Genomic DNA, 14,411 nt, shown 5'->3' on the forward strand with positions numbered 1-14,411 from the left:
TATCAGTGAGCGCTGGACGATGCCGGTGAAGGATTGGCGAGCGGCGTTGAATCGGTTTGCGATAGAGTTCGCCGACCGGCTGCCAGATGTTTAATTTGACCGTTTACACAAAATTATATACACGCCCGGTTAGCGTGCCAGCCCTGTGATCATCGCAAACACTTCGGTGGTGATTTTCTCCGCTTTCAAGTCTTGTTCTGCGCGCTTAAGCAGAGCCTCCCATTCATCGCTCTTCAGGTGCTGTTCATACCAAGTTACAACATCAGATGTCATCCATCCTAGTTCTTTGAATTTGGGAAGTCGGTCGAGCAAGTAACGGGCGCATTCATCTTTAGACAGCGTTTTCAAATTCTCAACCGGACCTATCGTCAAGCCGCTTGGCCAAGCCTCATACCCCGGTAGAGTATCTTCAAGTTCTTGCGGCATATGCTCACCAACACCTTTCATTACAAAATCGCCTCCATGTATACGGCACATCAATAGTCCTGGTGGTGATGAAGAGGTCAGTTTAAATATTATACGCTGTCCTGGATTCACCTGCGGACGCTCAGATAAAGGAGCAAACCTTATCCATCTTCCATCTTTAAACTCAGGAATGGTATTGGACATTTCGCTAATAAAAATATTATCAATCTCTGCCGGGAATTCATTGGGGGTCATATCTGAACTAAAGGTCTGCACGGCGAAGCCTGCTAGATATTCCCCACTCGTAGCCAGATTTTGAATCGTGTACTCGTAAACGTATCGTCCGGAGCTGTTTTTCTCCACGGATACGCTAACTATTACATTAATCTCATCCGGTCGCTGATAAACAACCACCTTCTCTTTCCCATCATAGCCCATCCATTTTAGAGCATACTTCCCCGTTTTGGCATCAATCAGTTCAATACGCGGTTGCGGATCATAGAGAACTTCTTTTCCTGTTTTGGGATCAACTCGCAGCACCCGTTTCAGATAATGGCGGGGGGACGATAGCACAATTTGTTTCTTTTGTAACGGTAGGGGCTTGGTCTTCTCAATTAAGAGGCTTTGTATCCCCATTCCCACGACAATCAATATCCAAACAAGTAAATGTTTCATCATTAAAACCTCAGATGCCAGTGATTGCAACAGGCTGTTTCATCGTTAATGCTACGGACACCTCGGCTAAGGAAAATTTGATTAAGCCTCTCCCATCGTGCAGGAGGCACATTGGCGGAATAAACATCACAATTAATTCCTGTCCGATGCTCGGCGTGCGGACCATCGCCCCAATTTCCGGCTATTTCAAACTTTCCGCCATTGACCAGACTCATGTCGTTGTATTTCAGTTTTTCTAACTCCGGGATAGCGTTTTTACCATAAAACTGCGACTTATAATCATTTGCTATCAGTGGCAAATTGGTCAGCGCTGTCATTGTGCCGTAGTGGTTGTCGGGGTGTGTTACTGTCGTCCCTACCAGAATATAATTTTGTCCGCCACCCAAACTGCCCAGTCCCGGCACTGTAACCTGCATCACTTCTCCTTTATCTACAGCTACACCAGTAACTCGCGCAAAAACCGGCACCTCTCCTCCGAAGATTGGAGCGATGTAAGTTGTCCGAAAGGCTCCGTCTGCGCCGGTAACTCCTTGCGTTGCCGCAAGCGCGCCTGGCGGACGAGCACCGGTATGGTTGATGTGCCCGCCAACATTGTCAATTCCCCCCAAAAATACTTGTACGCCCAAGTTAGGCGTAGGAGGCACGGTTTGCACGGTTACGGTTGCAGAGGACGTTCCGCTGGTGCCAGTAGGAGAGATATTTACCCGATTGAAGGTAATCGTAAAATCCAGATTTTGGCAGGCGGCTGCCGTAGCGATAGCCATCCGTTCATCTTCCTCGTCAGCTATGGCATCGTCGCCGGGTAAGTATCCTAATGGAGCTTCTTTCGGAATCAGGGGAAGCCCTTGCTCCTTTGTCTGCATAATTGCTCGAACCACGGCGCGGTATGTGGCACTGTGGATATAGCTATTCCAAGGAGATCTGACAGGCGGCAGATTTTCCTGTAGAACTTTACTAAGCGGGGTTGGGCCTACCACCCAATCAACGAATCGAATCGTTATTTCAGCAGCTTTTTGAGGGTGGTTGTAAAACAGTGCCATCGCCTTGTAACTACGCGCTCTGCCACTCAATTCAACCTTCACCTGATAGAATGTGTACCTTGCTACATTTGCCAAATTGGGATCATCAGCCAGAAATTCTCTCACAGTGGTCTCAACTCCTTCGGCTTCAGATTCCATTGAGTCCTCTTGGGTTGGTTCGGTAAGCTGCCTCTGACCGCTCCAACGCACCCTGTAAAGAATATGCTTAGGCCCGCCATTGTAAGAGTATAGTTCAGGCCATACCAAAAGAGTGGAGCCTCGATGCAGGGTGATGAACTTTGTTATCGGCTCATCAAGTATCTCTTCGATTGAACCGGTCTGCATATCGTTTAGCTCAAACCGTACGTCTGCCGTAACCAGGTGTTGCACTTGGTCTTTCGCCGCCGTCTCCGCATTCGCCGCTTGATGATAGCGCATCAATAGAGCATAAGCGCGACGCACCAACCTTTCCTCATTGCTTTGTGCGGCTTCCTTTGATTGCAACTTCGCCAGCCATTGCCTGTGGCGTGAAGCTGCATTTTCAACCGGCACGTTTTGTTGATGTTGCATTGTTAGCCCTTGCCCACGCTGTTGAGCGTAACCAAGCGAGGGAACTAGAGCTAATCCTATCAAAGCTAATAGCTCAATACCTCTAATGATAGTGTTTTTTTTCATCTTCAATCCTCCAAAACCATGTCAAGTAAGCCGGGTTACTGATTGTCGTTGACGGAACTTCCGGCTGACTCTTTTTTCACTGCCTCGCGAATCGCTTTAAGGAAGTCTTCTCCCTTACTTTCCTTGTAAGTTTTCACCAGCGGGTGTTCGGGGCGCATATCCGCAGGAAGGATGCGGTTGTCTTTTCTTAGCTCAAAGAGGCCTTGGGCTTCGCCGGTCGAAAGAAAGACGCCATTTTCAATCGTGTCGTCTAGAAACAGAACATACTGCCGGCCATCAAGTAGCTTTCTGAACCCGCCTGTGACGCGCACCTCTGCGTGTGTGTCATTGTTGAAAGAGAGATAGCCGCCTGGCAAACTTACTTCTACAATGCGGTCGTTTGACAATGCTCCCTTCAACACCTCGTCAACACGGATTTTGTATAATGTGTTGATGCTTCGTTCATCAGTCGTAAGGCGGCAGTGGTTGCTCAGAACTGTTCCTATGAGAACTTGGTTACTCTGTTTGATGAGCCCGTTAAGGTTAAGGTGAATGGCGCCGAAGTTGACTTCTTTGTAAGCGATGTATCCACCCTCTGATCGTCTGGCACGCTCTTGCAAGGAGTCACCGCTCTGCGAAAAAGTTTGTGGCACAAGCATCATTAGCATGAGCATCCATACCGACGAAAGCACATACCTCTTCCCCAATTTCTTGCTTTCCATAATTTTTCTCATTGTTCCTCCACTAAAAAGTCAGTTTATAAACAAACCGTATCAACATATTGCCAGGTCTGATTCACGATGGTGCAATTACTGCCCTGACATCTGTAGGTTGTGGTCACTAACCAGAGGTCGTAACAGGCACCATAGTCATATCTTTCCGTATGAGTTTCCGTATAGATTTCCCCATCACCACCCCCGCCGCAGCCTTCAGGTTGAATAGAAGTTAATTCAACCGAACCGTCTTGACCATCAGCGCCAGAATAGCCGGGCATCCCCGAAGTGCCCGATCCGCCTTGAAAGCCGTTGTTACCGTCATTGCCTCGTGTGACTATCGCGCCATCACATAAAGGGCACTCTCCACCACCCGGGTTGCCGCCGAGTCCGCCAAAGCCGTAAGTTCCGTTAATTCCGCCGCTGCCCGGATAGCCGCCAAACCCGCCGTAACCTCTCTCAACGTCTGTAACAATCCAACTCGGGTCATAGCCGCAAGGGTAACCGACCTGGATAAGCCCGCCATTACCGCCGTTACCACCATTCCCCCCGTTACCCCCGTTACCGCCATTGCCGGCATTCCCGCCATCTGCGCCATTACCGCCATTGCCACGCCCGCCATACACACATTCACAATCTGCGCCGTTACCGCCGCTCCCCCCAATCCCCCCATTGCCGCCATCACCACCGTTGCCGCCTCCACCGCCTTCGCCGCCACTACCGCCGCGAGAAATCAGCGTGTAACTTTCTTGAGCGCCTAAAGGAATGTCCAATTGAATGAACGCGCCATTACCGCCGGTTACGCCCGCTGCCCCATCGCCACCTGTCCCGCCATCCGTGCCGTCTTGACCCAAGCTGCCGGACTGCCCGTTCACATATCCTTCACCGCCACAATACCCAGGCTGTCCATAAATTCCCGGAAGTCCATCTCGACCTTGGACGCCCTGAGTTCCGGGCACACCGTTGCTTCCCGGTTCGCCGCTTTGCTCAGTTGACGTATTCAGCTCAAACTTCTTTGATTTTTTGGGTGAGTAAGCGCTTACATCAATGGTGATATGTTTGCGGAGGTTGCGCGCTTTTTTGATGGAAGCCTTGACCTTCACCCAAGACAAGGCGGAACTCAAGGTTTCAGGGTTTTGGTGTATGACAACCTCTTGTTGCTGCTCTGCGACGTGCCGCAAGGTTGTGCCCATAACGGTTAGGGTTTCAACCGGAAGCAGATAAATATTGTGAGGTCCTTTGATAATCGGATGTATGCCTTCAAAGATAATGTGTCTCGCTAAAATCAGGGTATCGTCAGCAATCTGGACTTGCTCAGGTAGATAAAGCGTATCGGCAAACTGAGCCCCGGTTAACGGCGCGACCTGATAAACTACCCGTTGCATTTCAGGCATCTGTTCAAGCGCAGAAGCAAGCGTTTTTCGCCAGATGGGACTGAGTAATAAGTCAGGATGAAACGAGATTTTTTTCTTAAATAGCAGTTCGCGCACAAGCTGAAATCGTTCGTGGCGCAATTCCAGCCGCTGTTTTGCAGCTTGCACTGCAAGGGATTTGCGTTGTTGGAGCAAGAGGCGCTTATTGCCAACCTCCGGATATCCCCCAATCGTTGTCAACAACAACAGTGAAACCGACACGAACGAACAATAGATGCTTTTCATAACCCGCCTCCAAAAAATCCTCATTGTGCTTCTCGGTTGAGACGGATTTTATGAAGAATCTCGTGAGGTGTCGTTGCAATAATGGAAGGTTAAATTGGCGCTGTCCTAATCACACAGTTCAACTATCATAAGTTCTGAGATGAGTTATTGCGCAATCAAGGGATGGGAAGACAAAGCCTGCTCAGACGTTCTCTTGATTTCAGTTACTAACAATAACATAAGCAGCAGCTTGTTTAACTGCCGCGATGCGACACGCCGCAAACAGACGCGCCGCGCCACCGACCGCAAACAAGAGTAAGCTAAAGTCGCACTCGTATTAAAAAGTGTTGACTATTGCTTTCCCGCTACGATATTGATTCAGTACCGTCGTCCAGTAAACCCAAATATAAACACCGTAATTGAATGATATGAGGTGAGTGATGTCTGGTGAACAGCTTAAACTTTTTTTCAAATTGTATATTAATCCGCTGGCGGCAATGAGCCAGTTAATCGATAAAGGTCGCTGGCTTTATGGCGGACTCGCGGTGCTGGTGATTTCCCTAAGCATACAATTTGTCATTGCCGCTCAAACCTATTCACAACTGCGTGTGCCGTTTACCAGGCAGGTTCAACCTGCCGCGCAACCGGATAATGAACATCCCGCAAGTGAAGAAAAGAGCCGAACATCAGACCGCGAGATTGCGCCGGAAGCACCGGAGTATTACGACGAAGAAGGCGATGCGCCTCTGCCGCCGCCCGATAACCGGGCGCGACTTTCAGCTTATCTGATGCAGTTATTATCGCCCACCGGAAGTTGGCTAACTGTCGTGGCGCTGGCTTTGCTTTATGTACCGGCAACCATTCTGGTCATCAGTTTGTTGGAGAATATCGGCAGTTTCGGGGTCGCTTTCAATCGCGATTATGGCGCGTTGCTCACCTGCACCTTGATGGCATGGGCGGCAGCGCATCTTCCCTTACTGGTTGCCGGCTTGCTGATTGTAACGTTGCAAAAAGGCTGGATGGTTTTGTGGGTGGTTTCGCTTGCTGCCAAACTTTATTTCGCTGCACTGATGGTGTGCGCCTTACGCATCGTTTGCGGCGCGCGATTTTCAAGAGCCATCGGCGCGGTTGGCGTATCGTGGGTGGCAATGCTTTTACAATCCATGCTGTGGTTTCTGGCTTCGCCGTTTCTGCTCTTTTATCTATGGCGCTATTTCAGCAACGAAGCCGCGGGACTTGGGGCAATTTTCAGCGGCAGGCAGAGTTTTCGCCGCAATCTCGAAGCCGCGATGCTCAATCCCAGCGATTCCGAGGCGCGTTATCAACTGGGGTTGATATATCAACAACGTCGGCAATACAGCGAAGCGAAGAAATATTTTCAAGAAGCGATTGCGGTCAACGATCGCGAGACCGATGCGCATTATCAACTCGGTTGCATTGCCCGACAGGAAGGGCGATTGCAAGATGCCATCAACCATTTCAATACCGTCGTGGTTCAGGATGACAAACACGCGCACCATGAAATCTGGCGCGAAATCGGCGCGACCTATTTAGCCGCCGGCATGGTCGAAGACGCACAAACGGCGCTTGAAAGATTTGTCGAGCACAGACTCTACGACCCCGAAGGGCTTTTTCATTTGGGCATGACATTACAAAAGCAGAAACGCTTTGAGGAAGCCGAAGCTATATTCAAACGCTGCGCGGAAGCGGCGCGAACCAAACTCTATGACCACAGCGGACAATCGCGGCGCTGGGGAAGACAGGCGGAAAAACAGTTGCGTTCAACGCAGGCACCGGCGACTTAAAATTACTCAACTGCTATTTCGGCGCATAAAAAAGCGGCGACCAGGTTAGGTCGCCGCTCAATATTTATCGCCATTGTCGATAATCTAAACACCCGTTGAACGAGCGGTCTTTGACCGCGTCCTCAACCTCAGTCAATGCGACCGGCTCTAGGTGCCGATTTCCCAGCTATTCATATACTCAATCATTTCCGGCGTCAGGTTGTCGATCTTCACACCCATCGCTTCAAGTTTGAGCGAAGCAATCTCTTTATCAACTTCTTCAGGCAGCAGATGCAAGCCCGGTGTGAGTTTGCCATGATTTAACACCAGATATTCAGCCGACAATGCCTGATTGGCAAAGCTCATATCCATCACCGATGCCGGATGGCCCTCGGCTGCCGCAAGGTTAATCAACCGCCCTTCACCTAAAACGATGATGCGATTGCCCGTTGATTTCAATTTGTATTCATCAACGAACGGGCGCACTTCAACCTTCTCTTCGCTCATTTCGGCAAGCGCCACGAGATTCAATTCGACATCGAAGTGACCGGAGTTGGCAACAATCGCGCCATCATGCATCTTCTCGAAATGATGCGCGTCAATCACATGATGATTGCCGGTTACGGTGATGAAAATATCTCCAGCCGCTGCCGCATCCGCCATTTGCATCACGCGGAAACCATCCATCACCGCTTCAATGGCGCGAATCGGCTCAACTTCGCAAACGATGACATTGGCGCCGAGTCCGCGACCGCGCATCGCCACGCCTTTGCCGCACCAACCGTAACCAACGACAACCAGTGTGCGACCGGCAAGCAAAATATTGGTGGCGCGAATCACCCCATCAAGGGTTGATTGTCCCGTGCCATAGCGGTTATCAAAGAAGTGTTTGGTCTGCGCGTCATTGACGGCAACGGCGGGCCAGGTCATGCGACCGCTCTTTTCCAAAGCCCGCAACCGGACAAGTCCGGTCGTGGTCTCTTCGGTGGTGCCGATGATTTTGCCGAGCAGTTCGGGACGCTCTTTTACCATTGTGGCGACCACGTCCGAGCCGTCATCAATAATCAAATCCGGTTCGTGGTCGAGCGCCATGCGAACGTGACGATTATAGGTTTCGGGCGATTCGCCTTTGATGGCAAAAACCGGAATGCCATATTCGGCAACCAGCGCCGCCGCGACATCGTCCTGGGTTGACAGCGGATTCGAGGCAATCAACACCGCATCAACGCCACCGGCTTTCAAGGCGCGGGCGAGGTTCGCGGTCTCCGTGGTGATGTGGCAACAAGCCACCATCTTTTTGCCGGCGAGCGGACGCTCGGTGGCAAAGCGTTCACGAATCAAGCGGAGAACCGGCATTTCGCGCTCGGCCCACTCGATACGTTTTTTGCCAAGCGGCGCGAGGCTCAAATCTTTCACATCATAGTTTTGAACAGGTGAGCTACTGGACATTCGATATTTCTCCTTAAATTAGCAGTCGGTAGTCGGTGGTCGGTAAAAACAAGCTTAACTTTACCGGCTGCTGACTACTGGCTACCGACTACCGAGTTAAATTCCCGCCGAGGCTCTCAAGGCATCAGCTTTATCGGTGCGCTCCCAGGTGAATTCAGGTTCATTACGACCGAAGTGACCGTAAGCGGCGGTTTTCTTATAAATCGGTCGTCGCAAATCGAGGCTTTCGATAATCCCTTTGGGGGTGAGTTTGAAATGTTCGCGCACCAGGTCAGAGAGTTTGTCTTCATCAACTTTGCCGGAGCCGGCGGTATCAACCAGAACCGAGACCGGGTCGGCAACCCCGATGGCATATGCAAGTTGCACTTCGCATTTTTCTGCGAGTCCTGCGGCAACAATATTTTTGGCAATGTAGCGAGCCATGTAACAGGCTGAGCGATCAACTTTCGTGGGGTCTTTGCCTGAAAATGCGCCGCCGCCATGCGCGCCTGCGCCGCCGTAGGTATCAACGATAATTTTGCGACCCGTCAGTCCGGTGTCGCCCTGTGGGCCACCGACGACGAAACGACCTGTCGGGTTGATGTGGAATTTGGTATCGCCATCCATCATTTCACCCGGCACCACAGCGCGAATCACATGATTTAAAACATCATCGTAGATTTGCTCATTGGTTGCGGATTCGGCGTGCTGTGTGGAGATGACGACGGTGTCAACGCGAACCGGTTTACCGGCAACATACTCGACGGAAACCTGCGATTTGCCGTCGGGTCTGAGGTAATCCATTACCCCTTCTTTGCGAACTTCGGAAAGTTTTTTGGTCAGTTGATGCGCCAACATAATCGGCATCGGCATCAACTCCGGGGTTTCATTGCAAGCGTAACCGAACATCATGCCCTGATCGCCTGCGCCTTCGCGATCAACGCCCATGGCGATGTCAGGCGATTGCGTATCCATTGCGATGATGACCCCGCAGGTGTCGCAATCGAAGCCATATTTGGCGCGTGTATAGCCGATTTGGCGAATGGTTTCGCGCGCAATGCGATTGTAATCCAAAACCGCTTTGGTGGTAATTTCACCTGCGACCACCACAAGCCCGGTGGTGAGCAGGGTTTCGCAAGCCACGCGACCGGTTGGGTCTTCGGTCAAGACCGCGTCCAATACGGCATCGGAAACTTGATCGGCGATTTTATCCGGGTGCCCTTCGGTTACAGACTCCGACGTAAAAAAATGCTTATGTGTCCCCACGTAATTATTGCCTCCTGATTGATAATGCTCTGTGCGGGTGTGCTCCAGAGAGAATTTTGCTCGTACATTAAACGTCGGAATTTAACAGAGTGTCAAATGCAGCGTCAAGGTTGGTTCAAGATGCCTTTACCGACAAACTGGCTATAATTTTGTGAATAAGCGTTAGTGGTTGCTAGGGGCTAAAACTTATTCGGCTTAGCTGGGTTCTATTCACTCTCATACATAGAGAATAGTTTCATGCCACTTTCTTCGATCTATCGGCTGCCCGCATTCCACGTGGTGTTATTAAAGTAACCACATCCTTGCCACCCAAAAATTTCGCCAGCCTTATCCAACCTCTTTTGTGCAAAATCTCCAAAACAAAATGTGTCCAAAATCGTGATTTTCCAATTAGAGATTGTAATTTCTCACAGTCAAGTGGAACGCCATGCTCCATAATGCTCCCCATTGTCTGAACGATCACCTCTTCAAAGTTATGGTCTATGTCATTTGCAAATGCTTCAAAGCCATAAGAACTAAGTCTAAAAATGTAATTACCCTCGGTTTTCGCAAGGCGTTCAAGATACCCTGAGTCAAAAAGCCTCTCAATACTTTCATAAAAAGTGTCTTTATTAAGCTTCAGACGTTGAGCAAATTTCGATTGTTCAATCTTGCTCAATTCGACAAATTCTGTGTCATTTTTTGTGCAATACTCGACAATAGCGAGAAGGACGGCGTCATCTTGGCTGTTTAATGGCAACCGATAGACAAAAATCTTATCCGAAGTTATGGTCTGTACCTCTCTAATTCTTGGGTCTGAAGGACTCAAAAGCAAAATGTCATCCAGTGATATTTGAGTAGGCGGTTTTATATTATTGAGTACATCTCGAATCTTGCTATAGAGAACGGACTGGCCTTTAGTACGTACCAACGGAGAAGCAAGCAACAATTTCCATTCGCCGCTTTCAGGGTAGGAATACCAGAATGCTGATTCTAATCGTAACCCAGCATTACCCAAAGCGTTTAAGACTTCCCAACCTTCGTCTATTTTCATTTCTACCAATGTTGTTTTATCCATTTCAAAACCCCATGCCTTCTATCTGCTATAGCCTGATACAATCCCTGAGCTTCCGCTTGGCCATGTGTAGTATACCGGCTTGACTCATCCCAGGTTATAACAACCTTCCAATTAATTTCAAAAGTCGGATCTGATGTTTTCTCGGTATTAAGTGACGCCACTAAACCTGCCACTTTAACAAGATCGGATAAATTATGTGTGTAGCTTTCGTTCGCGCGTTTTTTATCTGGAAAATCGTATCGCCTAGTCAGTTTTGCAATGCAAGCTTTCAACGCACACTCAACTATATAACCACAAAGATAGTACGCCCCTGAATACTTCCCATGATCAAGTAATAGTTTGGCTTCTTTTAATCGTATTTTTGTGAGTTCCTTTAAATCATCCCTATTCATAAATGAGCTTTCTCATTCCACCATTTTTATTACTTCACTTTGACTCTTGAAAGTAAGAAGGTTATCACACACACTTAAAGTCTTAACGTATTAAACATATCAACGGCTCGCAACCACGCCGACCTGCTCGCACATCTCCAGCACCGGGCAGGTTGAACATTTCGGAGCCGAACCCGTGCAGAGGTGTTTGCCGAAAGGCACCAGCAACCGGTTGATTTCCACCCAGTATTTTTTCGGCAATTTATTTTCCAATGCCACCAGGGTTTGTTCAGGCGTTTTAGTTTGAACATAGCCCCAGCGATTGGTCACGCGATGCACATGAATATCTACGCCAATACGCGCCTGACCGCAGGCAATTCCTAAAACCAGATTAGCGCATTTCGGTCCGACGCCCTTTAACGATAGCAACACCGGTTCATCACAAGGCAGCGCATTGCCGAATTCTTCAACGGCGCGACGCGCGATGTCATGAATTTGTTGCGCTTTGTTTTCATGAAAAGTGGCTTGCCGAATCAGCGCGTCAATCTCTTTGACGCTGAGTCTGGTCATCTCAAGCGGGGTGCGCGCTCGCGCGAAAAGCGAGCGCGCCACCGGCAACATTACTTCGTCATAAGTGCGAATCGAGATGATGCAGGAGACCAGCAATTCAAAAACCGAGTTGTGACCTTCGCTGGCAAGCTCAAACATAGCGGCTTTGGCAAAGGGTTCGACAGCTTGATCAATGCGTCGCAGAGCCTTATCAATATCGAGCGGTTGTTTCTCTGGGTTCACGTCTTCAAGTTTACGCAAAAGCGCTTGCGGATTGTAGGGGAATCATCGCTGGTGGACTGAATTTTGATAATCCATCTGTTTTTGAATGCGTTCACGCGCTTCCCTGCCTGCGAGTTTTTCGCAAAGATAAAGTCCCAGGTCAAGCGAAGAAGAGACGCCGCGCGCCGTAATCACTTCGCCCGCGTCAACCACTTTTTCGTCAACGACCTCAGCGCAAAACGGCTCCAGAAATTTGAATGACGATTGATGGGTGGTGGCTTTTTTAGCTTTTAAAAAACCGGCTGCGCCCAGTAGCAATGAACCTGTACAAACTGAAGTTTTCAACGGGCAATCGGCAGCCGTTTGAAGCCATTCAATAAAACGTTGGTCGTTGATCAAGCTTCGGGTTTGGAAGCCGCCCGGCACCATCAACAAATCATAGCCGCTTAAAGGTTCGCCGATTTTTGTGGGGATGATTTTCAGTCCTGCGGGGTCGCTTACGGTTTCGGTCAATGCGCAAATATCCCAACTTAAATTTTCGATGACGCCCATGGTTTTCAACCTTGTCACCGCATCAAAAGCGCCGATGAAATCGAGCGTCGTCATTCCATCAAAAATGATAAAAGCGATTTTCATAACTCCTCTCCTAAACGCAAAAAGTTTAGCAAGCATCAGTGACAAAACCAATCGCTCACACTTTACCGCTTGATAAATCGTCGGGTAAGCTGTTGGCTACCCAGCCCAGTTTGAAAAGCACATGGGGCAAGCGTGAAAATCAAAGTCTGGCATCTTCCCGAATTTAACGACATCGAATTATTAAAAGGGGTTCAAGTCAAACACCCACACCCCAAACACTGGCACGAGGAATTTCATCTCTGCCTGATTGAACAGGGCACCGGACAGATGTTTTATCGCGGCGCATTCCATGAAACCCACGCCGGAAGTCTCTTCATTGTGCATCCCGGCGAACTTCATTCCAATGCCGCAACCCATCAACACGGCTGTTCATTTCGCACCTTGAATGTCAGCCCGGATATTGTGCAACGCGCCTTGCTTTATGTGAATGATGGCAGGCAGAGGTTGCCATTTTTTCCGACGCCGATTATTTGTGACCAGGATTTGCTTGCCGGTTTTCAATCTACGCACACCTCTTTTGAGGCTACGGCTTCGCGCCTCGAACGCGAAACCCTGCTGTTTGATCTCTTAATCAAACTCATCTCGCGTTATGGTGAAAATCGAATGGTGCTCGTTGACACCGGAAAGGAACCCGCAGCGGTTAAACTGGTGAGAGCGTATATCGAAGAAAATTATGCGGAAAATATTTCGCTTGAAACGCTTGCCCACCTGACCAATCTCAGCCCTTTTCATTTAAACCGGGTGTTCAGCAAAGCGATAGGCTTGCCGCCCCACGCTTTTCAAACCCAGGTTCGTCTGCTCAAAGCGCGAAAATTTTTAGCGCAAGGCAAAACGATTTCCGAAGCGACCTATGATGCGGGGTTTGCCGACCAGAGCCATTTCACGCGCCATTTCAAACGCATCTTCGGGTTTACGCCAAGCAATTTCTGTTTATTGAAAGAGGCTTAGAGCGGCGCGATGTTTTTATCGGCGATAGGTTGAGCGCGCTTTGACCATAACGGGAATTACCCTTCGTTGACCAGGCGGCACACCGGGTCGTGAACTGCGCTCTGATGAATCGGGGTCTTGGCTAGGTTATAAATCACGCGTCGTTGAGCAAGCGGTATTTGACTGCGTAAGAGGAGGCAATTTTTCACTCACCAACGTGGAATAAAAAAGAGAACCCAGGAGAGCACAACCCCGACGGCGAGATAAGTGCCAAAGACTTTCAAACCGTAAAGTGTGCGCTGGCGAGGAGTGCCCAGGTTGGGCGCAATGCCTGCCGAGACGATTGCAGTTACCGCCGCATAGAGCGCCATCATCAAAAAGTGCATTATTTTTTCCTCCCGGCGGCAATATCGAACACATCATGAATGACCAGATAGTTTAAAAGTCCTGCAAGACAGGTGAGCGCATTGGCATATTCATAGGTCGGGGCGTTCGGCGTCGGTATGGTATTGATGCCTAAGGCGTAGCAAAACAGGTAGCAAAGCCCTGTGCCGATTTGCGCGAAAAACCACAGAAAACTGACAAAATCGGGGGAAGAAGAATTTTCAACTGTCGGTTGCAGCGGCCAGAACAATCGCCCGTGCAGCGCGAGACCAATCATAAAAGCTGCGGTGATGGTTAAAAAAAACATTGCCGCGCGTCCATATTTTCCCAGCACCAAATGGCCCGCGCCCGGAATCAGCCAGGCAACCACCAGTGCGAGTGTGCGTTTCGATGCGGGATAAACTTTAGGTGCTTCGTCGGCGGTCAGTTGCGCATATTTTGCGGCAAGGTTGTCGGTCAATTCCTCTTTGCTTTGCAAGCGCGGCTCCTTTGTGAGTTATTCAATCCATTATATTAGGTTTGGCTTGCAAACAGTGTCAAGCAGGGGTGCAAAACGTCCACGGCTGTAACAAAGTCTGAATTAGCGCCGCAAGATGAGCTTGAGCCCTTCAAGCGGTTGCGCACTATACTTTCTTCTCGCATCCGGCAGGTACTTGAAGCCTTGCCTTATGACTAAGCCGATGA

At 49.5% G+C, this 14,411-nt stretch carries 14 protein-coding genes; 2 read left to right on the plus strand and 12 right to left on the minus strand.

Annotated elements, in window-relative coordinates:
• Nucleotides 1–129: 129 nt before the first annotated feature.
• Genes AB1757_30735 through AB1757_30750 form a run of 4 tightly spaced genes read right to left on the minus strand, consistent with a single transcriptional unit; the run spans nucleotide 130 to nucleotide 5,124 of the window.
• A complete protein-coding gene (locus tag AB1757_30735; GenBank protein ID MEW6131445.1) occupies nucleotides 130–1,083 on the minus strand; it encodes a hypothetical protein in 954 nt (317 codons plus the stop codon).
• Nucleotides 1,083–2,774, minus strand: a complete 1,692-nt coding sequence (locus tag AB1757_30740) for a hypothetical protein (protein ID MEW6131446.1) — start codon at nucleotides 2,772–2,774, stop codon at nucleotides 1,083–1,085. The genes AB1757_30735 and AB1757_30740 overlap by 1 nt, the downstream gene beginning before the upstream one ends.
• 35 nt (nucleotides 2,775–2,809) lie before the next feature.
• A complete protein-coding gene (locus AB1757_30745) occupies nucleotides 2,810–3,487 on the minus strand; it encodes a hypothetical protein (protein MEW6131447.1) in 678 nt (225 codons plus the stop codon).
• 23 nt (nucleotides 3,488–3,510) lie between these two features.
• Nucleotides 3,511–5,124 (minus strand): collagen-like protein, encoded by a 1,614-nt coding sequence (locus AB1757_30750; GenBank protein MEW6131448.1) that lies wholly within the window; start codon nucleotides 5,122–5,124, stop codon nucleotides 3,511–3,513.
• 419 nt (nucleotides 5,125–5,543) lie between these two features.
• Between AB1757_30750 and AB1757_30755 the strand changes: the two genes are divergently transcribed.
• On the plus strand, nucleotides 5,544–6,908 hold the full coding sequence (locus AB1757_30755; GenBank protein ID MEW6131449.1) for a tetratricopeptide repeat protein: 1,365 nt from the start codon (nucleotides 5,544–5,546) through the stop codon (nucleotides 6,906–6,908).
• Nucleotides 6,909–7,055: 147 nt separating this feature from the next.
• Here AB1757_30755 and ahcY read toward each other — a convergent pair whose 3' ends face one another.
• The 6 genes from ahcY to AB1757_30785 form a co-directional block, all read right to left on the minus strand.
• Nucleotides 7,056–8,336: an adenosylhomocysteinase gene (gene ahcY, locus AB1757_30760; protein MEW6131450.1), complete on the minus strand. Its 1,281-nt coding sequence runs from the start codon at nucleotides 8,334–8,336 to the stop codon at nucleotides 7,056–7,058.
• A 96-nt stretch (nucleotides 8,337–8,432) separates the two neighbouring features.
• Nucleotides 8,433–9,581: a methionine adenosyltransferase gene (metK, locus tag AB1757_30765; GenBank protein ID MEW6131451.1), complete on the minus strand. Its 1,149-nt coding sequence runs from the start codon at nucleotides 9,579–9,581 to the stop codon at nucleotides 8,433–8,435.
• A gap of 235 nt (nucleotides 9,582–9,816) precedes the next feature.
• Entirely contained in the window at nucleotides 9,817–10,638 is an 822-nt protein-coding gene (locus tag AB1757_30770) for a hypothetical protein (GenBank protein MEW6131452.1), read from the minus strand.
• Entirely contained in the window at nucleotides 10,617–11,030 is a 414-nt protein-coding gene (locus tag AB1757_30775) for a HEPN domain-containing protein (GenBank protein MEW6131453.1), read from the minus strand. Before AB1757_30775 ends, AB1757_30770 begins: the two co-directional genes overlap by 22 nt.
• Nucleotides 11,031–11,129: 99 nt before the next feature.
• On the minus strand, nucleotides 11,130–11,801 hold the full coding sequence (gene nth / locus AB1757_30780; GenBank protein MEW6131454.1) for an endonuclease III: 672 nt from the start codon (nucleotides 11,799–11,801) through the stop codon (nucleotides 11,130–11,132).
• A gap of 42 nt (nucleotides 11,802–11,843) precedes the next feature.
• The gene (locus tag AB1757_30785) at nucleotides 11,844–12,416 is read right to left on the minus strand and encodes a DJ-1/PfpI family protein (GenBank protein MEW6131455.1); all 573 of its coding nucleotides are present in this window, start codon (nucleotides 12,414–12,416) and stop codon (nucleotides 11,844–11,846) included.
• Between the two features lie 132 nt (nucleotides 12,417–12,548).
• On the opposite strand from AB1757_30785, the gene AB1757_30790 reads away from it, so the two are divergent.
• Complete coding sequence (locus tag AB1757_30790; protein ID MEW6131456.1) at nucleotides 12,549–13,364, plus strand: AraC family transcriptional regulator; 816 nt, start codon at nucleotides 12,549–12,551, stop codon at nucleotides 13,362–13,364.
• Nucleotides 13,365–13,552: 188 nt separating this feature from the next.
• Here AB1757_30790 and AB1757_30795 read toward each other — a convergent pair whose 3' ends face one another.
• Entirely contained in the window at nucleotides 13,553–13,729 is a 177-nt protein-coding gene (locus tag AB1757_30795) for a hypothetical protein (GenBank protein MEW6131457.1), read from the minus strand.
• Complete coding sequence (locus AB1757_30800) at nucleotides 13,729–14,205, minus strand: DUF6677 family protein (GenBank protein ID MEW6131458.1); 477 nt, start codon at nucleotides 14,203–14,205, stop codon at nucleotides 13,729–13,731. Before AB1757_30800 ends, AB1757_30795 begins: the two co-directional genes overlap by 1 nt.
• Between the last annotated feature and the right edge of the window lie 206 nt (nucleotides 14,206–14,411).

Source organism: Acidobacteriota bacterium, assembly GCA_040754075.1.
Classification (GTDB): domain Bacteria; phylum Acidobacteriota; class Blastocatellia; order UBA7656; family UBA7656; genus JBFMDH01.